Origin of the sequence: Azospirillum canadense (genome assembly GCF_025961225.1) — a bacterium.
Lineage (GTDB): Bacteria > Pseudomonadota > Alphaproteobacteria > Azospirillales > Azospirillaceae > Azospirillum > Azospirillum canadense.
The window spans coordinates 1,249,586-1,268,167 of the sequence record NZ_JAOQNG010000010.1; the positions used below are offsets into that span (position 1 = coordinate 1,249,586).

At 69.8% G+C, this 18,582-nt stretch carries 16 protein-coding genes; 9 read left to right on the forward strand and 7 right to left on the reverse strand.

Annotation, left to right across the window (positions count from 1 at the left end; translation table 11 throughout):
• Nucleotides 1–15: 15 nt before the first annotated feature.
• The 4 genes from M2351_RS41580 to M2351_RS41595 all read right to left on the reverse strand — a co-directional run bounded on the left by M2351_RS41580 (nt 16) and on the right by M2351_RS41595 (nt 2,767).
• Complete coding sequence (locus tag M2351_RS41580) at nt 16–351, reverse strand: tRNA-binding protein (protein WP_264661812.1); 336 nt, start codon at nt 349–351, stop codon at nt 16–18.
• 128 nt (nt 352–479) lie between these two features.
• Nucleotides 480–917, reverse strand: a complete 438-nt coding sequence (locus M2351_RS41585) for a phasin family protein (protein ID WP_264661813.1) — start codon at nt 915–917, stop codon at nt 480–482.
• 194 nt (nt 918–1,111) lie between these two features.
• Nucleotides 1,112–1,810: a TetR/AcrR family transcriptional regulator gene (locus M2351_RS41590; protein WP_264661814.1), complete on the reverse strand. Its 699-nt coding sequence runs from the start codon at nt 1,808–1,810 to the stop codon at nt 1,112–1,114.
• Nucleotides 1,811–1,837: 27 nt separating this feature from the next.
• Complete coding sequence (locus M2351_RS41595; RefSeq protein WP_264661815.1) at nt 1,838–2,767, reverse strand: LysR family transcriptional regulator; 930 nt, start codon at nt 2,765–2,767, stop codon at nt 1,838–1,840.
• Nucleotides 2,768–2,856: 89 nt separating this feature from the next.
• Between M2351_RS41595 and M2351_RS41600 the strand changes: the two genes are divergently transcribed.
• Nucleotides 2,857–3,738, forward strand: coding sequence for an NmrA family NAD(P)-binding protein (locus tag M2351_RS41600; RefSeq protein WP_264661816.1), 882 nt, complete (start codon nt 2,857–2,859; stop codon nt 3,736–3,738).
• Between the two features lie 47 nt (nt 3,739–3,785).
• Here M2351_RS41600 and M2351_RS41605 read toward each other — a convergent pair whose 3' ends face one another.
• Nucleotides 3,786–5,390, reverse strand: coding sequence for a phospholipid carrier-dependent glycosyltransferase (locus M2351_RS41605; RefSeq protein ID WP_264661817.1), 1,605 nt, complete (start codon nt 5,388–5,390; stop codon nt 3,786–3,788).
• 298 nt (nt 5,391–5,688) lie between these two features.
• Between M2351_RS41605 and hflX the strand changes: the two genes are divergently transcribed.
• From hflX to M2351_RS41625, 4 genes are all read left to right on the forward strand, one after another.
• A complete protein-coding gene (gene hflX / locus M2351_RS41610) occupies nt 5,689–7,059 on the forward strand; it encodes a GTPase HflX (protein WP_454464608.1) in 1,371 nt (456 codons plus the stop codon).
• Between the two features lie 125 nt (nt 7,060–7,184).
• Complete coding sequence (locus M2351_RS41615) at nt 7,185–7,592, forward strand: DUF2934 domain-containing protein (protein WP_264661818.1); 408 nt, start codon at nt 7,185–7,187, stop codon at nt 7,590–7,592.
• A 180-nt stretch (nt 7,593–7,772) separates the two neighbouring features.
• Entirely contained in the window at nt 7,773–9,638 is a 1,866-nt protein-coding gene (gene ilvD / locus M2351_RS41620; RefSeq protein WP_264661819.1) for a dihydroxy-acid dehydratase, read from the forward strand.
• Nucleotides 9,639–9,930: 292 nt separating this feature from the next.
• A complete protein-coding gene (locus tag M2351_RS41625; protein WP_264661820.1) occupies nt 9,931–13,053 on the forward strand; it encodes an ATP-binding protein in 3,123 nt (1,040 codons plus the stop codon).
• A 108-nt stretch (nt 13,054–13,161) separates the two neighbouring features.
• Here M2351_RS41625 and M2351_RS41630 read toward each other — a convergent pair whose 3' ends face one another.
• Nucleotides 13,162–13,470 (reverse strand): ribbon-helix-helix domain-containing protein, encoded by a 309-nt coding sequence (locus M2351_RS41630; RefSeq protein ID WP_264661821.1) that lies wholly within the window; start codon nt 13,468–13,470, stop codon nt 13,162–13,164.
• A gap of 193 nt (nt 13,471–13,663) precedes the next feature.
• Between M2351_RS41630 and M2351_RS41635 the strand changes: the two genes are divergently transcribed.
• The 3 genes from M2351_RS41635 (at nt 13,664) to M2351_RS41645 (ending at nt 16,489) form a co-directional block, all read left to right on the forward strand.
• On the forward strand, nt 13,664–13,858 hold the full coding sequence (locus M2351_RS41635) for a hypothetical protein (RefSeq protein WP_264661822.1): 195 nt from the start codon (nt 13,664–13,666) through the stop codon (nt 13,856–13,858).
• Nucleotides 13,859–14,065: 207 nt separating this feature from the next.
• Entirely contained in the window at nt 14,066–15,094 is a 1,029-nt protein-coding gene (locus M2351_RS41640; RefSeq protein WP_264661823.1) for a sensor histidine kinase, read from the forward strand.
• Nucleotides 15,095–15,211: 117 nt separating this feature from the next.
• Nucleotides 15,212–16,489 (forward strand): multidrug effflux MFS transporter, encoded by a 1,278-nt coding sequence (locus M2351_RS41645; protein WP_264661824.1) that lies wholly within the window; start codon nt 15,212–15,214, stop codon nt 16,487–16,489.
• Between the two features lie 9 nt (nt 16,490–16,498).
• Here M2351_RS41645 and M2351_RS41650 read toward each other — a convergent pair whose 3' ends face one another.
• Nucleotides 16,499–17,257, reverse strand: a complete 759-nt coding sequence (locus M2351_RS41650) for a molybdate ABC transporter substrate-binding protein (RefSeq protein ID WP_264661825.1) — start codon at nt 17,255–17,257, stop codon at nt 16,499–16,501.
• Between the two features lie 218 nt (nt 17,258–17,475).
• On the opposite strand from M2351_RS41650, the gene M2351_RS41655 reads away from it, so the two are divergent.
• Nucleotides 17,476–18,408 carry a LysR family transcriptional regulator gene (locus tag M2351_RS41655; RefSeq protein WP_264662441.1) on the forward strand — a complete coding sequence of 311 codons (933 nt, stop codon included), beginning with the start codon at nt 17,476–17,478 and terminating at the stop codon, nt 18,406–18,408.
• Nucleotides 18,409–18,582 lie beyond the last annotated feature (174 nt).

Consider the following 18,582-nt stretch of genomic DNA (forward strand, 5'->3'; position numbering starts at 1 on the left):
TCCCCAATCCACCACTCAGTACAGCCGGCCGCCATTGGGGACGGGTTGGGTTGGGGCGATCAGGACGACGGCGTCCTCGGCGTCGGGCAGGCCGAGGCACAGGACCTCGCTGGTGAAGGGGCCGATGCGCTTGGGCGGGAAGTTCACGACCGCCAGCACCTGCCGGCCGACCAGTTCGTCAAGCGTGTAGTGTTTGGTGATCTGGGCGGAGCTGCGCTTCGTGCCGATCTCCGGACCGAAGTCGACGGTCAGCTTGTAGGCTGGCTTGCGCGCTTCCGGAAAGGGTTCGGCCGCGACGATGGTGCCGACGCGGATGTCCACCTTGAGAAAGTCGTCGTAGCTGATGGTCACGGTGCCTCCCTGCCCGTTTGGAATGGTCGGGGCGAGGCTAGCATCGGACCCAGAAACGCGAAAGGGCCGCCCCAGGCAGGGCGACCCTTTCCGGAAACATCCGCGGAGGATGCTTACTTGCCGGTCTTTTACTTGCCGGTCTTGGCGATGGCGGCCTTGACCTCGTCCAGGCTCTCCGACACGCGCTTGGACAGCACGTCGGCGGCCTCGGTGTTGGACTTGGCGACCAGCTCGGCCAGTTCCTTGATGTTGGACAGCGCCTTCTCGAAGGCGACCTTCACCAGCTCGGCCTGCTTGGCGGCCTTCTCCTCCGGCGTGCCGGCGGCGGCGACCTGGTTCACGTAGGAGCCGGCCTCTTCCACGGAGGCGCGGACGATCTCGGCCTGGCGGCGCAGAACGGCCTGCAGGCCTTCGATCGCCAGCTGGTTGGCGGCGGTGACGGCTTCGATGTTCTTGCGCTGGCTCGCCAGGATGGCGTCCACGTCGAGGCCGGGGACCTTGAAATCGCCCAGGACCTTGGAAACGTCGAATTCGAGGAACGGGTTACCGGACGACTGCTTGGCCATGTTCATCACCCCCGACGAAAGGTTTTGCCGGCATGCTGCGGCGCAACATACCTGGAGCGGGACTATGCAGAGTGCCAAAAAGATAGTCAACGCGTTTGTGCGTCGCACCACGCGCCATACCGGGGCACTAGACCGGGCCGACGGACGTTCAACCGATGGACGCGGGATCCGGTTCCTGCCGGCCAGGCGTCCTTTCAAATTGCGGGATCGATCGCGGCGGGATCCTGCGGGGGTTCCGGGGTGCGGGAGCGCCGCGGGCGGCGGCGCAGCGTGCCGGCCCAACGCTCCGCCCGGCGCAGCTCCGCGTCCAGCGCGGCCATGGTGCGGGACAGGTCGGTGGTGTCGTCGTCCAGGAACACGCGCATCACGCGCGCCTGCACGGCCCCGAGCCCGGCGGTCAGCACGGCACCGCCCAGCCGGTCGGCCTCCACCCCCGCGGCGCGCAGCATCCAGGCCATGGAGCGGCCGAACTGGCGCGAGAAGGCCAGCGCGGTCAGCGGCTCCCCCCTCAGGTCGCGCATCACCACACGCAGCCCCTCGCGGTAAGGTTGCAGCGCGTCATAACGACGCATCATGACGTCGAACAGCCGGTCGCGGGCGCTTTCCTCCGGGTCTAGGGGCTGGTCGTCGGCGAGCACGGCCATGTCGGCGGTGCGGGACACCGCGGCCAGCACGTCGGCGCGGTCCGGGTAGCGGTGGTAGAAGGCGGCGGCGGACAAGCCGGCGGCCCGCGCGATGTCCAGGAGGCCGGTGCGCGACCAGCCCTGCTCCGCGGCCAGCCGCATCGCGGCGTCGGCGACGCGCCGGTCCCTCTCGGCGGCCTTGGCGCCGGGCTCGGACCCGGAGTCGGTGTGGGGCTCGGTGCGGAAAGGGGAATCGGCAGTATCGTCCATGGGTCCGGGCCTCTCGTCTGATGCCCCTTATGTGGTGAGCCTTGATGGCGCCGCACAGGTCAGGACGGCGGCGCGCAACCACGCGTGGGCCGGGTCGCCGTGCCGCCGTTCGTGCCACAGTTGGGTGATGGCGAAGCCGGGCATCGGCACCGGCGGGTCGAAGACCGCCAGTGGGACCAGCGCCCGCAGATGCTCGGCCAGCCGGCGCGGCAGGGTCAGGACGAGGTCGCTCTCCGCCACGATCAGCGGCGCGGCCAGGAAATGCGGGGTGCGCAGCACGATGCGGCGGGCCAGCCCCAGCCGGTCCAGCGCGGCGTCCACAAACCCGCCGCGGCTGCTGTCGCGCCCCACCGTCAGGAAGGCGTGGCGCAGCCCGGCGAACCGCTCCGGCGTGATCGGGCCATCCTCCAGCACCGGGTGACCGGCGCGCACCACGCAGGCGAAATCCTCCCGGTAGAGCGTCTGCTGGTAATAGCCGGCCTCCGCGACGTCGAAGACCCCGATGGCGAGGTCGATCGCGCCGGACGCGATCCCCTCCTCCGCCGATGGCCCATGCAGAACGACCTCGACGTCGAGGTTCGGCGCGACCTCGGCGAAATGGGCGAGCAGGCGGGGCAGCAGCACGATGCTCTGGTAATCGACGGTGGCGATGCGGACGGTGCCGGTCTGCGTGGCCGGGTCGAAGTCCGGCGGCTGGACCATGCGCCCGACCTCGGCCAGCACGCGGGCGAGCGGGGCCGCCAGCGCTTCCGCCCGCGGCGTCGGCTCCAGCCCGGCGGCGGTGCGGACCAGCAGCATGTCGCCGAACAGCGCGCGCAGCCGGCCGAGCGCGCGGCTCATCGCCGGCTGGCTGAGCCCGACGCGTCCTGCGGCGCGGGTCACGTTCCGCTCCTCAAGGAGCGCGGCCAGGGCGACCAGCAGGTTCAGGTCAACGCCAGCCAAATTCACTTCACGCATGGCCTTCATATACTCCATGCATTGGGCACATGCGAGCGGCATCCGTATCGTCATCCGCAGACAAGACCTCATCGGACGGAGAAGGAACCATGTTTGCAGTGATGGGCGTGACGGGGAACACGGGCGCGGCGGTGGCCGAGACTCTGCTGGCGCGCGGTGCGGCGGTGCGCGTGGTGGTGCGCGACGCCGGCAAGGCCGCGTCCTGGGTCGCTCGGCGGGCGGAGGTGGCGGTGGCCGACGCCCGCGACGCCGACGCGCTGGCCGCGGCGTTCCGGGGCGTGAAGGGCGTCTATGTTCTGAACCCGCCGGGCTACGGCTCCGACGACCCGCTGGCCGACGCGCGGGCGGTCGGGGCGGCGCTGGCCGACGCCGTGGCGCGCGCCGGGGTGCCGCATGTGGTGGCGCTGTCCTCCATCGGCGGCCACCGGCCGGACGGGACCGGCATCATCGTCACGACGCACCTGTTGGAAACCGCGCTGCGCGCTGCCGGCCGGCCGCTGACCATCGTGCGCGCGGGATTCTTCATGGAGAACTGGGCCAACGTGCTGGAGCCGGCGCTGGGCCAGGGCGTGCTGCCCTGCTTCACCCTGCCGCTCGACAAGCCCTTCCCGATGGTGGACGTCGCCGACATTGGCCGCACCGCCGCGGAGGCGCTGCTCGGCGGACCGCGGGGCCTGCGCGTGGTCGAACTGAACGGCCCGACCGACCGCACCCCGCAGGACGCGGCGGCGGCACTGTCCACCGCGGCTGGGCGGCCGGTGCAGGCGGTCGCCGTCCCGCGCGAGGCCTGGGTGCCCACCCTGCTCGGCGCCGGTCTCGCCCAGCGCCCGGCCGAGCTTCTGGCTGAGATGTACGACGGCCTGAACGAGGGCCGCGTCGTGCCGGAAGACGGCACCGAGCGCGCGAACGGCACGGTGACGCTGGAACAGGCCATGGCGCGGCTGGTCCAGGGCGCGCGGGCAATGGCGTAAAGGAAAAAAGCCCCTCGCCCCTTGGGAGGAGAGGGGCTTTTCCCCCCTCACCGGCAGAAGGGGAAGGTCTCCACGTGCTTCATGTAGGTGGGGATCCAGTAGCACTGGCCGGCGGGGCTGGGCAGGCGGCGGCCCTCGATGACCGGCCAGACGTGGGCGACCAGGACGACCAGCGCGATCATGCCGTATATCCAGCGGCGGCTCCGGACGCGCTCCAGAAGGCCGGGGAAGCGCACCAGCACCCAGGCGGCGGCGAGCGCGACCAGCGGGTCGGTGTAGGCAGCGTAGGCGCGCTGGAAGCCGCGCAGGGAGAAGAGCGTCTCCAGCCCCCAGGCGACCAGCAGCAGGAAGCCCGCCTGCACCGCCGCCAGCCGCTCGCCCCGGCGCCAAAGGGCGATGGCGCCGCCGATCACGAACCACTCCACGACCACGGTCTGCGGCACGTTGTCGGGGTGCAGGACGATGGTGCGGATCGCCAGCGTGCGCCACAGGCCCTTGGCCAGCAGCAGGAACAGGCTTTCGGACAGCACCTGCTGCTCCCCGCCCAGCGCCGCCTGATGCTTCCAGGTGGTGAAGACGAACATGTGCTCGATCAGGTTCGAGACGGCGATGACGTTCTGCTCGTGCGGCCGGATCTCCAGCGCCAGCACGCCGAGCGCGAGTCCCAGCGCCACCGCCCCGGCGCAAGCCAGGGCGAAGGCCGGGCGGACGCGCCACACCGCGGCGTGCACCATCATGCCGAGGAAGACCCAGCCGACGATGATCCCCTGGTAGACGCCCGACAGGCCACCGCCGACCGCGTGGTAGGGGTACATGGCGTGGCCCGCGTCGGCGATGCCCTGGCGGATCAGCGCGACCGCCGGAACCGCCGCGACACCGGCGACGGCGAGCAAGATGAGCACGGCCAGCCAATGGTTAAGGCGCGGAACGGGGGCGAACCGCCGGCCGAAGAGCAGCGCGATCACCGGAATCCCCATGGCCAGGAAGATCGCCTGGATCTTGGTGACCACCGCAAGCGCCGCGAGCAGCCCCGCCAGCCCGAGCATCACCACCGGCCGCCAGCCCGGCGCCGTCCGCACTGCGGCCAGGACGAGGAGAAGGGCCGTGACCACGAAGGAGGCCGACAGCAGGTCGGTGCGCATCTGCCGGGCCTGGGTCGTGACGCCAATCCCGAAGGCCAGCACGATGGCCGACAGCAGAGCGACGCGCCGGTCGCCGACCAGCGCGCGGGCCAGCGCCGCGTAGACCAGGACGAAACCCGCCGTGATGGCAATGGACAGCGCGCGCCCGGCCTCCACGAGGTTCTGCCACGCGGCGTCGTAGGCGGCGGTGTCGGCGGCCGGCGGCAGGCCCGAGACGGTGATGACCGGCAACAGCCCCAGCGCGTGCAGCAGCCGGTACCAGGCCTCGATCACCAGGAAATAGGTGTATCCGGGGTGGTCGAAGAACTCCTGCGGAAGGCCCTGGTTGAAGAGAAGCCCGTGATAGGCGAGCACAAGGTCCTGGTCGGCGTGCGCCCAATAGGGCAACCGGAAGCCCACCAGCAGCGACGAGACGACCATCACCGCGGCCAAGCCGAGGCAAAGCCCCCACCAGGGCCACCGGTCGAAGACGGAGCGCGATGGGAAGACGGCTTGGTCGATGGGAGTCATGAAGGCGGCTCGGCGGTGGATTCGGTGAATGCGCGGGAATTCTCCGCTCCCCCTGGGGAGAGGGTCAGGGTGAGGGGGCGCCCGAAGAGCGTCAACGCGCTGCAATGAGCCTGCGTTTCCGGCCTGCGGCCGCCCCCTCATCCTAACCTTCTCCCCGGAGGGGAGAAGGGATCCCGGGAAGCGGCTCCGGGGTTGTGCACGATTCCGGGCGGTTTGGGAACCCGGGCCGGGCCGGGCTGTTGGATGCATTGCACAACATGCAGGCATTTTCCTGGATCGATGGAGCTGCGCCACCGCAATGCCAGACCCTGACGACCGCATCCCGCTCCGCTCTCCCGATTCCGCAATGCAAGGCCAGGGCGCCGATCCCGCCACGGCCGCGCACACGGGCCGCGCGCTGGTCATCCTGCCGCTTCTGCCCGGCGATTCCTCGACCCGTCCGCCGCAGGCCCGGCTGGCCGAGGCGGTGGCGCTGGCCGAGGCGATCCGGCTGGACGTGCCGCACTGCGAAGTCGTCAAGGTGGCGCGGCCGGATCCGGCGAGCCTGTTCGGACGCGGCGCCGCGGAGCGCATCGGCGGCATGGCCGAGGCCTTCGAGGCCGACCTCGTGGTGATCGATCACGCGCTCTCCCCCGTGCAGCAGCGCAACCTGGAACGGATCTGCATGGCCAAGGTGATCGACCGCACCGGCCTGATCCTGGAGATTTTCGGCGAACGCGCCCGCACCCGCGAGGGTCAGCTGCAGGTGGAGCTGGCGGCGTTGACCTACCAGCGCTCCCGCCTCGTGCGGTCCTGGACCCATCTGGAGCGGCAGCGCGGCGGCTTCGGCTTCCTGGGCGGTCCCGGCGAAAGCCAGTTGGAGTTGGACCGGCGCCTGATCGCCGAGCGCATCACCCGCCTGAAGCGGGAGCTGGAGGAGGTGCGCCGCACTCGCGGCCTGCACCGGGCCGCCCGCCAGCGCGGCGACACGCCGCTGGTCGCGCTGGTCGGCTACACCAACGCCGGCAAGTCCACCCTGTTCAACCGCCTGTCGGGCGCCGATGTGACGGCGCAGGACATGCTGTTCGCCACGCTCGACCCGACGGTGCGGCAGTTCCCCCTGCCGTCGGGGCGGACCATCGCCCTGTCGGACACGGTCGGTTTCGTCTCCGACCTGCCGACGCAGCTCGTCGCCGCCTTCCGCGCCACTCTGGAGGAGGTGCAGGCCGCCGACCTGATCCTGCACGTCCGCGACGTGTCCCACCCCGATAGCGAGGCCCAGAAGGCCGACGTGGAGCGGGTGCTGGCGGAGCTGGGCATCGACGCGGAGAACGACCCGCGCGTGGTGGAGGTGCTGAACAAGACCGACCTGCTGCCGGCCACCGCGCGCGGCGCGCTGGGCATGCGGCTGACCAACCAGAGGATGATGGAGGGCGCGGAGCGCGCGGTTGCCGTGTCAGCCCTGACCGGGCTGGGCCTTGACGACCTGCTGGACCTGCTGGACCGGCGCCTGTCCAGCGGCTGGCGGGTGATGGAGTTGTCCATCGACCTTGCCGACGGGCGGGCGCTCGCCTGGCTCTACGCGCACGGCCAGGTGCTCGACCGCCGGGACGAGGAGGGGATGGCCCGGCTGCGCGTGGCGCTCGATCCCGCCGACGCGGCGCGCTTCGAGACCCAATTCGCCGGCTAAGACCGACTTTGAAACACCGGCGCGATTCGCGCGTTGAAGCGGGAAGGCCGTTCACCAACCCGCCGGGATTGCGCATCCCGGCGGCCCCCGCCGCAGAACGGCCATGGCGAGGAGGCCAATTCCCGATGGACGACAAATCCGACCGCATCAAGCGCCGCGCCCACGAAATCTGGGAGCGGGAAGACCGGCCGCACGGCCGCCACGACGAGCACTGGTCCCAGGCGCAGGCCGAGATCGACGCGGAGCTTCGCACCGCGGAACAGTCCGCCGGCAGGAAGCCGAAGGCCAAGGCGGCGCCGAAAGACAGCGCCCCAAAAAGCGCCAAACCCAAAAGCGCGACCCCAAAAAACGCGACGGCCAAAAACGCGACTGCCAAAAGCGCCACGCGCGCCGCGGCGGAGAACCTGTCGGCGGTGGCCGCCGGGCGGACGGAGCAGACCGGCACCACCAAGACCGGTGGCCAGATCTCCCGTGGGGGTGCGGCGCGCGGCAAATCCGCCAAGGCATCCCGCAAGGACGCGTCGCCGGGCTGAGCGCTTCACCGTCCACACGTCGTTTCCCGGGCCGGGCGCGCCCTTGTGCCCGCCGCAGCCCTCCCATGCCCACAGCCACCTTTGGCTTCACAACGACAGGTCTGGTTTCTGCCGGAAGGGATTGCTAGTGTTGCGGCCAAACCGCATCCGCACGCAATGTTCGATCTCTGAGGTGGACCTATGCCGCACTACCGTTCCCGCACTTCCACGCACGGCCGCAACATGGCGGGCGCTCGCGGCCTGTGGCGCGCGACGGGGATGAAGGACGGCGATTTCGGCAAGCCGATCATCGCCATCGCCAATTCCTTCACGCAGTTCGTCCCGGGCCACGTGCACCTCAAGGACCTCGGCCAGCTGGTCGCCCGCGAGATCGAGAAGGCGGGCGGCGTCGCCAAGGAATTCAACACCATCGCCGTGGACGACGGCATCGCCATGGGCCACGACGGCATGCTGTACAGCCTGCCGTCCCGCGAGCTGATCGCCGACGCGGTGGAGTACATGGTGAACGCCCACTGCGCCGACGCGCTGGTGTGCATCTCCAACTGCGACAAGATCACGCCGGGCATGCTGATGGCGGCCATGCGGCTGAACATCCCGGTCGTCTTCGTGTCCGGCGGCCCGATGGAGGCCGGCAAGGTCAACTGGCGCGGCAAGACCAAGGCCGTGGACCTGATCGACGCCATGGTCGCCGCCGCCGACCCGACCGTGACCGACGAGGAGGCCGAGGCGATGGAGCGCAGCTCCTGCCCGACCTGCGGCTCCTGCTCCGGCATGTTCACCGCCAACTCCATGAACTGCCTGACCGAGGCGCTGGGCCTGGCCCTGCCCGGCAACGGCACCATCCTGGCGACCCACGCCGACCGCAAGGAGCTGTTCCTGGCCGCCGGCCGCATGGCCGTGGAGCTGTGCCGCCGCTGGTACCAGGAAGAGGACGCCACCGCCCTGCCCCGCGGCATCGCCACCTTCGAGGCGTTCGAGAACGCCATGACGCTGGACATCGCCATGGGCGGCTCCACCAACACGGTGCTGCACCTGCTGGCCGCCGCGCAGGAGGGCCAGGTGCCCTTCACCATGGCCGACATCGACCGGCTGTCGCGCCGCGTGCCGAACGTCTGCAAGGTGGCCCCGGCCGTGGCGGACGTGCACATCGAGGACGTTCACCGCGCCGGCGGCATCTTCGGCATCCTGGGCGAGCTTGACCGCGCCGGCCTGCTGAACCGGGACGTCCCCACCGTCCACGCCAAGACGCTGGGCGAGGCGATCGAGCGCTGGGACGTGAAGCGCACCGGCGACGCAAGCGTGCACACGCTCTACAAGGCGGCGCCGGGCGGCATCCCGACCACCATCGCCTTCAGCCAGGAGAAGCGCTGGCCTGATCTGGACCTGGACCGCGACAAGGGCGTCATCCGCTCCGTCGACAGCGCCTTCAGCAAGGACGGCGGGCTGGCCGTGCTGTTCGGCAACATCGCGGAGAAGGGCTGCATCGTGAAGACGGCGGGCGTGGACGCGTCCAACCTCGTCTTCGCCGGCCCGGCCCGCGTGTTCGAAAGCCAGGACGCCGCGGTGGAGGCCATCCTGGGCGACACGGTGAAGGCCGGCGACGTGGTGGTCATCCGCTACGAAGGGCCGCGCGGCGGCCCCGGCATGCAGGAGATGCTGTACCCGACCAGCTACCTGAAGTCGAAGGGGCTGGGCAAGGCCTGCGCGCTGGTCACCGACGGCCGCTTCTCCGGCGGCACGTCCGGCCTGTCGATCGGCCACGCCTCGCCGGAAGCGGCCCAGGGCGGAGCCATCGGCTTGGTGCAGGAGGGCGACCGGATCGAAATCGACATCCCGAACCGCTCCATCCGCCTCGCCGTGGCGGACGACGAGCTGCAGCGCCGCCGCGACGCGGAGAACGCCAAGGGGGCGGCGGCCTGGAAGCCGGGCAGCCGCAACCGCGTGGTCTCCCCCGCCCTGCGCGCCTACGCCGCCCTGACCACCAGCGCCGACCGCGGCGCCGTGCGCGACGTCAGCCAGGTCGAGGGCATGGCGGTTAAGCGCTGAGGATCAGCGCTTAATCTCGGGCATAGGACGAAAGCGGAAACCGCAGCGACTCGGGGGCGGATCGGCGCCCTCGGGTCATACGGAATTCGTTATATATTAGAATAATATTCATGAAATGAGCGCCGCAGCGACAGTCGCTGCGGCGCTTTTCCATAATATCGCCCGTGATGACATACACCTGTATGCAGAAGCGGCGCCTTTTGAAAAAGAATCACGGGCAGATTGGTTTGAAATCCACAAATCTGGAATTGCATGCTCTAATATGTCAAAGAGGGCTCCGGCTGGGGGCTTCATGGCAAACGCACGTTTCGACTTTGATGGGATACCGGAGGCACTGCCCGGAGCGGCGGCACCCCGCAGCGTGCCCGTGCGTCCGGAACCGGAGGTTGCGAACGGCGGCCCGGACGGGGCGATCCGCCGCAAGCCGCCGGAGCGCAAGGTCGTCACCGTCCTGTTCGCGGACATCGTCGAATCGTCGAGCATGGTTTCCGGCCGCGACCCGGAGGAGGCCGACCAGACACTCCTGGGCATCCTGCAGATCCTGACGGACGGCGTCGCGCGGTACGGCGGCACCATCGCGCAGATGCTGGGCGACGGCATGATGGCGGTGTTCGGCGCGCCGGCCGCGATGGAGGACCACGCGCTGCGCGCCTGCCTCGCCGCCCAGGACATCGCCCGCGCGGCGATCGATTCCGCCGACTTCAAGGTGCGCGTCGGCATCAGCTCCGGCGAGGTGGTGGCCCAGGTCGTGGAAAGCGGCGTGTGGACCGACTACCGCACCGTGGGCGAGACCGTGCACGTCGCCGCCAAGCTGCAGCAGCGAGCCGAGCCCAACAGCGTGCTGCTGAGCCACGCCACGCTGGCCCTGGTGCCGACCGGCCTGACCGCCCGCCCGGCGGGGACGCTGCGCCTGTCGGCTACGGCCGAACCGGTGGCCGCCCACGCGCTGGAATCCGCCCGCGCCATACGGCGCACGGCGATGGACATGCTGTCGTCGGACGCGAACCTGTTCGTCGGGCGGCACGCGGAATTGGCCGAACTGACCGAGGCCCTGCACCACGCGCGGGACGGCGAAGGCGCCTTCATCCTGCTGAGCGGCGAGGCGGGCATCGGAAAGTCGCGCCTGACCAGCGAGCTGACGCGCAGCCCGGCGGCGTGCGGGTTCGGCACGCTGTACTGGCCGCAGTTCCCGATCCGCCGCCTGGGCGAACCCGACGACCTGGAGGCGGTGGCAAGCAGCCTTGCCGCGCTGGTCGGCGGAACCGCGATTGGAACCGCGGACCGCGTCGCCGTGGTCGCGGTCGCTGCGGCGGCGGAGCGCAACGGCGGCGAACTGGCCGGGGAAGCGGTGAAGGAACTGCTGGGCGTGCCATCCGTGCACCCCACCTGGATCACCCTGGACGCCGCGCAGAAGGTGGAGTTCGCCATCGAAGGGCTGGTCGCGGCCATCCGCGACCTATCCGCCGACCGCCCGCTGCTGATCCTGGTGGAAGACGCGCACTGGACGCGCGGCCTGACCAACCGGCTGCTCGACGCGCTGTGCGAGGCGCTCGACGATGTCCCCGTCCTGGCGATCGCCACCAGCCGCCCCGACACGCGCGGCGGCTGGACCGCGCCGGAGCATGTGCGGCACATCGCGCTGGAACCGCTGGAACCGATCCAGGCCGACGAGTTCCTGGACCACTGGCTGGGCCACAACCCTGCGCTGGCCAACCTGAAGGAACGGGTGGCGACGCAGAGCCAGGGCGTTCCGCTCTACCTGGAAGAGTCGCTGCGCACGCTGGAGTCCTCCGGCGCCATCGTCGGCAGCCCCGGCCGTTACGAGATCGGAAAGTCGGACGCCACGGTGATCCTGCCGACCACCGTGCACGGGCTGCTGGCGTCGCGCATCGACGCGATCGACCCGGTCGCGCGGCGGGTGCTGCTGCACGCGGCGGTCATCGGCACGTCGGTGGACCTGGAACTGCTGCGCCAGGTCTCGCCCGTCCCCACGGCCGAACTGCCGCCGATCCTCGCGCGGCTGGAGGAGGACGGATTCCTGGCGCGGTCGCGCCTGATGCCCAACCTGGCGGTCACCTTTCGTCACGCGCTGGTGCAGGAGGTCGCCTACGCCACTCTGACCAAGCGCGACCGCCAGCCGCTGCACGGCCGCGTGCTGCGCGCGCTGCGCCTGCGCCGCGACCGCAGCCTGCCCAACCGGGCGGAGCTGATGGCGCACCACGCCTATTTCGCCGAGCAATGGGCACTCGCCTGCGCCTACGGCCGTCGGGCCGGCCGGCGGGCGGAAACCCGCTGCAAGCATTTCGACGCGGAGCGCTTCTACGAGAACGCCCTGAAGGCGTTGGACCATTTGCCGCAGACCCGGCGCAACACGCAGCGCCGCATCGACCTGCTGATCGCCATCCCGCTGGTGATCCTGCCGCAAGGCCGGCCGCTGCCCGGAAGCCATCTGACGACGGCGCGCGACTTCGCGCTCGGCATCGACGACCGCTTCCGCTACGCGCGCGCCACGTCCCTGATGGCATCGTTCAAATGGGTCTACGGCACCCTGGACGAGGCCGTCGAACTGAGCAAAAGCGCGCTCGACCATTTGGGTGCGGGCGGCAGCGTCGAGCTTCGCATCCAGGTGCTGGCGCGGCTGGGGGGCATGCTGGGCGACAAGGGAGATTTCCCGGAAGCGCTTGAAAAGCTGGAGGAAGCCCGTTCCCTGGCGCTGGACTACAACGCCTTTGCGCGGTTCGGCCTTGCCGTCGTGGCCACGGTGATCAGCGCCTGCCACCAGGGACGATGCCTCGCCGAGTTGGGGCGCAACCAGGATGCGGTCCGCGCCGCGCGCCGCGCCCTGGACAGCGCCGAGCAAGCAGGGCACGCCTTCTCGATCTCGACATCGAAGATGTATCTGGCCCTGACCCACATCACCGGGGGACAGTTCGACGCAGCGCTTCCGTTGCTGAAGGACGCGGTGACGATCACGGAAGCCATCCGGCTTCACATCTATCAGCCGCTGACGTTGGGCGCGCTCGGCTATGCGATCGCCCGGACCGGGTCGGTCGAGGAGGGATCGAGGCTCCTCCACGCGAGTCTGGAACAGGCCCGCATGCTCAACCACTCGCTTCCCAAGCCGCGGATCCTGAATTGGATGTCCGAACTGGCGGTGGAAACGGGACAGGCGCAAGCCGCCGTCGCCTACGCCGAGGAAGCCCTGGCGGTGGCACGCGACATCCAGCAGCCCCCCGAGCAGGCCTGGGCCCATCTGTCGTTGGCGCGGGCCTTGTTCGCCTCGTCGCGGCACGAGGACGCGCTCCACCACCTGGGGGTAGCGGAGGGCATGGGCGAGCGCATGCTGATGCGGCCCCTGGTCGCACGATGCCGCGGCTGCCGACAGGACTCCCGCGCGCTGAACGGCGATCCCTGAACGCGGGAATCGGACGATCACGGGCCGGGCCCTTGGAGTCGGGAAAGCCCCGCCACGACCCACAACCCGAGCGCTTCGGGCATCGCATGGCACGCCGCTGCGAGCGCGTCAGGCCACCAGGGCGGAGCACCCGGCCGCGCCGTCCCGGAAATAGTTCAGGACATACACGCGCACGCTGGTGGCGAAGGGAATGCCCTGCGTTCGGCCGTCGTGGATCTCGCCGCACAGGACATCCAGCGACTTGCCCTGGTTGCGGGCGATGTCCTTCAGGCCATCCCACACGGGGGCCTCGAGCCGCAGGCTGGTCCGGCGGCCGGCCACCATCACCGAACGGGACACGACCGCCGGCGGAGCGGCCAGGGAGCTGAGATCGGCCATTTCGTCAAGACTGCGGGGGATCCGGCGGTCCATCTTCATCGGTGCGCTCCTTTGGCTCGGTATCGCGGCGTGGCGCTGCGCGTGTGCACGCGTGTGGGCATTTTCTACCGCGTGAGGTACCCCCCGGCGTGTGAAGTTCTTCACAGTCCGGACAGCCCCTTTCGATCGAAGGTTTGGTCATACCGCGGTATTCGCGGACCCCGACAAACCCCGAAGACAAGGAGCAACGCCCATGACCACCACCATCAGCCAGACCGCCCTCATCCGTGGCGCCGACGGCCGTCTGTTCTCCGTGTCCGCCCAGGGCGTCGCCGAGGTTGCCGAGCAGGCCGCCGCGCTGACCGCCTCCGCCCGCATCGGCGACCGCCGCGGCTTCAACAACGACGACCACCAGGCCGGCCGCAGCTACATCACCCCGGGCCTCTGATCGGCGGGTTCACCTTGCGTCTTCGGGCCGTGGCGGCCGGCATCGATCCAGCCAGCCACGGTCCCGCGCGCAGCGGCCGTCCGAAGCGGACGGCGCACCAGAACTGATAATTTTATCATTTTTCCGCGATTGCCCATTCGCGCGTTGCCTTCGGACCGTCCATCGCGTTGAATATGGAATGGTTTTCCGAACGGGCGCGCGTTCCCCATGCCCCCCATGCCGTTGAGCACGCTCTTCCGACTGCGCAAGAGCGTGGGGCTCGGGCTGGTTTTCGCCGTCCTGGCCTTCGTGGTCGCCCTGGTCGTCCGGATGGCGATCGGCGATCGGCTTCCCCCCGGCTATCCCTACCTGACCTTCTTTCCGGCCGTCATCCTCACCACCGTCCTGGCGGGACTGTGGCCGGGCATCGTGACCGCGGTGCTGAGCGGCCTGGCGGCGTGGTATTTCTTCATAGAGCCGCTGAACTCCTTCGAAGTCACATCCGGCACCGCGTTGGCGCTGGGCTTCTACATCGTGGTGGTCGCGGTCGACATCACCGTCATCCACATCATGAACGTGGCGCTGGAGCGGCTGGCGGAGGAGCGCAACCGGAGCGCCGCGCTGACGCAGCAGGCGCAGGTGATGTTTTCCGAGTTGCAGCACCGCGTGTCGAACAACCTGCAGCTCGTCTCCGCCCTGATGCTGATCCAGCAGGCCAACGTGACGGACCCGGCGGCGCGACGCGCGCTGGAGGACGCCTGCGGGCGCCTGACGACGCTGGGCCGCCTGCATCGCACGCTGCACGATCCCAACCGCGAACGGACATCGCTGGCCGAATTCCTGTCGAGCCTGTGCCAGGACGTCCTGGACAGCGCCGGCGCGGACAGGGTCCGCTGCCCCGTCTCCGCCGACGCGCTCGACATTCCCGCCGACAAGATGATCCCGCTGGCGCTGATCGTCACCGAGTTGGTCAGCAACGCGCTGGAGCACGCCTTTCCCGGCGATTGCGGTGGGACGATCGCGGTCGGCTTGCGGGCGGATGGGGACGGGGCGGTGCTGACCGTGCGCGACGACGGCCGCGGCCTGCCCGACGGTTTCAGCCTGGACCGGCCGAGCAGCCTGGGGCTGAAGCTGGTGCAGGCGCTGGCTGGCCAGCTCGACGGCCGCTTCGGCATGACAGATGGCGGCATGGCGGGTGGCAGCATGGCAGGCGGCGGGACCAACGCGACGCTTTGGTTTCCTATCCCGGACGCGTGACGGGCGGGTCTGGCCGCAGTGTTTGGCCACCGCGATTGTTGCAACTGCAAAATTCCGGATGGCGGGGCTGCGCTCTTTCGGTTTGTGGAGCCCGCGGCACCGCTTCACACTGCGACCATGCCGAACACGCCCCCTCCCCCCGCCCAGAGCCCGCCCCAGACGCCCGCCGGAACGCAGGACGTCCGTTTCGGCGAATTCGTTGCGCTGATGGCGCTGCTGATCGCGCTGACCGCCTTGTCGATCGACATCATGCTGGTGGCGCTTCCGGAAATCGCGCAGACCTACGCGCTGACCGGGGCGAACGACCGCCAGCTGATCATCACCGCCTACATGCTGGGCCTGGCGGCCGGCCAGCCCTTCCACGGCCCGCTGTCCGACCGGTTCGGCCGCAAGCCGATCCTGGCGGTCGGCCTGGTCATCTTCGCCATCGGGTCGCTGGGCGCCGCCCTCGCCCCCAGCTTCGCCACGCTGCTCGCCGCCCGCGCCTTGCAGGGGCTGGGCGCCGCGGCGCCGCGGGTGGTCGCCATCGCCATCGTGCGCGACCGCTTCCTGGGCCGCGAGATGGCCCGAGTGATGTCCTTCGTCATGATGATCTTCATCATCGTGCCGGTCATCGCGCCGAGCCTGGGCGAGGGCATCCTGCGGCTGGGCACATGGCCGTGGATCTTCGGCGCGCTGTTCCTGGCGAGCGCCATCGCCTTCGCCTGGTCGATGCTGCGCCTGCGCGAGACGCGCCGGCCGGAGGACCGCATGTCGCTGACCCCCGCGGCGCTCGGCCACGCCTTCCGCATGGTGGTCACGACCCGCGCCACGGTTGGCTACACCACGGCCATGGGCTTCCTGTTCGGCGGGCTGCTGAGCTACGTTGGCAGCGCCCAGCAGATCTTCCAGGACGTCTACGGGTTGGGCAGCCTGTTCCCGGTCGCCTTCGGCGCCATCGCCGGGGTCATGGCGCTGGCCTCGCTGACCAACGCGCGGTTCGTCGGGCGCGTCGGCATGCACCGCGTGTCGCACTTGGCGCTGATCGGCTATGTGGCGGCCGGCACGGTCATGGCCCTGATGGGCTTTCCGGAGCACCCGCCCCTGCTGGTGCTGGGCCTGTTCATGGCGGTGATATTCTACTGCTTCGGCCTGATCGCGCCGAACTTCAACGCCATGGCGATGGAGCCGCTGGGCCACGTGGCCGGCATGGGGTCGTCCTTCGTCGGCTGCTACAGCACGGCGGCGGGCGCCGTGGTCGGCATGATCATCGGTCGGTCCTTCGACGGCACCGTGCGCCCGCTGATCATCGGCTTCGTCTGCCTGGGCTACCTGGCGCTGGCCACCGTGCTGGTGACCGAGGGCGGGAAGCTGATGCGCTCCCGCCATGTGCCGGCGCCGCAGGCCGGGGAGTGAGCCGGGCGCTTACGGCTTGGTGAAGCCGTAGCGTTCCAGCACCGCTTGGCCGGCCTCCGACAGGATGTGGTCGGCCAACGCGTTGCCCCGCGCCGCGTTCCCCTTCTTCAGCACGATGAGGCCGTAGAGCGCCCCGACGGCCAGCGATTCGGGGATGGCGACGACCTTCAGCACCGGTTCCTCCTCCACCGCCAGGCGGGCGTTGGTGCAGTAGGTGAGGAAGACGTCGGCGCGGTCCTGTTCCATCAGCCAGCCGTAGACGCTGCGGTCGTCGGGTGGCTTCGGCGAATCGGGTGCGCCGGTCAGCTGCATGGCCTTGGCGCGCAGCACCCGCCCGCTGCCGGGGCGCAACGCGTCGGCCTTGGCGAACAGTTCCCACGCGTAGTCGCCGGCCGGGTCGGCCTTCGGGGTCGAGGTGCCGACCCGCACCGCGGGGTCGAGCAGCCGGTCGAGCAGGGTAGCGCTGGTCAGCGCAACCGGGGGGCGGGCCAGCGCGCAGAACTGGTTGCGCGCGAAGGGCCGCGGCGGCAAGGCCTGCCCGCCCTGGGCCAGCGCCCGGGGGTGCTCCATGTTGGCGGAGGCGAAGACGTCCGCCGCGGCGCCGCCCGCCAGCCGGTCCTTCAGCGCGCCGGAGGGGCCGAAGGTGGCCTCCACCCGAATGCCGGTCATCGCTTCGAAGTCGCGGGCGACCTCCGTCAGGGCGGGCTTCAGGCTGCCGGCCGCGAACAGCCGGACGGTGTCCTCCGCTGCCGCTGAACCAGCGCCCAAGCCGGCAACCATCATCACCACTCCACCCAGACAAAATCCGGCTAGGTAAATTCCGGCAAGGCGGCCCAACTTGCCCGTCATGCATCCCCCAAGTCGCCGATCGCTCAAGTTCCTGCATGCTTGGAAGCCCGCTTGTCGCACGTGCACGCCAGCATGCATAATTTACGCAGAGCCGGAATTTCTGCAAAGCCGGCCTTCGGCATTATGGGAGAAACGCCCTGTTCCGCAAGTTCAACTATCTGTTGGCGCTGGCGCGCGAGCAGCACTTCGGGCGCGCGGCGGAAGCCTGCCACGTCTCGCAGCCGACCCTGTCCAACGCCATCCGCCAATTGGAGGAGGAGCTGCGCGTCCCCATCGTGGAGCGCGGGCAGAAGTTCGCCGGCTTCACCACCGAAGGGTTGAAGGTTCTGGAATACGCCCGCCGCATCGTGGGCGAGCGGGACGGCCTGTACCAGGAGTTGGCGGCGCTGAGCAAGGGCCTGTCCGGCCATCTGCGAATCGGCGCCATCCCGACCGCCCTGCCTGTGGTGCCCCTGCTGCTCGCCCGATTCGCGGAGCGCTACCCGCACATCCAGTCCAGCGTGGTCTCGCTTAGCTCCCGCGACATCCAGCGCGACCTGGACGCCTTCGAACTGGACGCGGCGGTGACCTACCTCGACAACGAACCTCTGAACAACGTCCGAACGGCGCCGCTGGTGTCCGAGCGGTACTTCCTGCTGGCCCCGCGGACCAGCCTGCCCGAGGGCACCGCCAGCGTCCGCTGGGACGACGCCGCCGACCTGCCGCTCTGCCTGCTGACGCCGGACATGCAGAACCGCCGAATCGCCGACGCCGCCTTCCGCATGGCCGACCGCAAGGTGACCCCGCTGGTGGAGACCAACTCCATCGTCACGCTCTACACCATCGCGCGCAGCGGCCTGGGCGCCAGCGTGGTGCCGAGCCAGCTGCTGACCCTGGTGGCGCCGCACCCGGACGTGGTGGCATTGCCGCTGGTCGAGCCAGACCTGACCTACGCCGTCGGCCTCGTCTACGCCGACCGCGAGCCCATCGCCCCGCTGACCAAGGCGCTCGCCACCGTGGCCGGCGAAAAGGGGTTGGGCGACCGCATCCGCGCCATCAAGGAGGAAGCGCTGACGCCATGGCGGCGGTGATTCTTTCACCACCAAGGCACCAAGACACCAAGGAGCGACGCGCCTTCTCCGTCATCCCAGTGAAGGCTGGGATGACGACGGAAAGCTGTTTTCAGAACGCCAAACGCCCCACCCGGTGAGCCGACGCCTCTTCCGAAATCCTTGGTGTCTTGGTGCCTTGGTGGTGACTCCCCG

Coding starts and splice junctions, on each gene's coding strand:
- M2351_RS41585 (WP_264661813.1), bottom strand. CDS start 917: ATGGCCAAGCAGTCGTCCGGTAACCCGTTCCTCGAATTCGACGTTTCC.
- M2351_RS41590 (WP_264661814.1), bottom strand. CDS start 1,810: ATGGACGATACTGCCGATTCCCCTTTCCGCACCGAGCCCCACACCGAC.
- M2351_RS41595 (WP_264661815.1), bottom strand. CDS start 2,767: ATGCGTGAAGTGAATTTGGCTGGCGTTGACCTGAACCTGCTGGTCGCC.
- M2351_RS41600 (WP_264661816.1), top strand. CDS start 2,857: ATGTTTGCAGTGATGGGCGTGACGGGGAACACGGGCGCGGCGGTGGCC.
- M2351_RS41605 (WP_264661817.1), bottom strand. CDS start 5,390: ATGACTCCCATCGACCAAGCCGTCTTCCCATCGCGCTCCGTCTTCGAC.
- hflX (WP_454464608.1), top strand. CDS start 5,689: ATGCCAGACCCTGACGACCGCATCCCGCTCCGCTCTCCCGATTCCGCA.
- M2351_RS41615 (WP_264661818.1), top strand. CDS start 7,185: ATGGACGACAAATCCGACCGCATCAAGCGCCGCGCCCACGAAATCTGG.
- ilvD (WP_264661819.1), top strand. CDS start 7,773: ATGCCGCACTACCGTTCCCGCACTTCCACGCACGGCCGCAACATGGCG.
- M2351_RS41625 (WP_264661820.1), top strand. CDS start 9,931: ATGGCAAACGCACGTTTCGACTTTGATGGGATACCGGAGGCACTGCCC.
- M2351_RS41630 (WP_264661821.1), bottom strand. CDS start 13,470: ATGAAGATGGACCGCCGGATCCCCCGCAGTCTTGACGAAATGGCCGAT.
- M2351_RS41635 (WP_264661822.1), top strand. CDS start 13,664: ATGACCACCACCATCAGCCAGACCGCCCTCATCCGTGGCGCCGACGGC.
- M2351_RS41640 (WP_264661823.1), top strand. CDS start 14,066: ATGCCCCCCATGCCGTTGAGCACGCTCTTCCGACTGCGCAAGAGCGTG.
- M2351_RS41645 (WP_264661824.1), top strand. CDS start 15,212: ATGCCGAACACGCCCCCTCCCCCCGCCCAGAGCCCGCCCCAGACGCCC.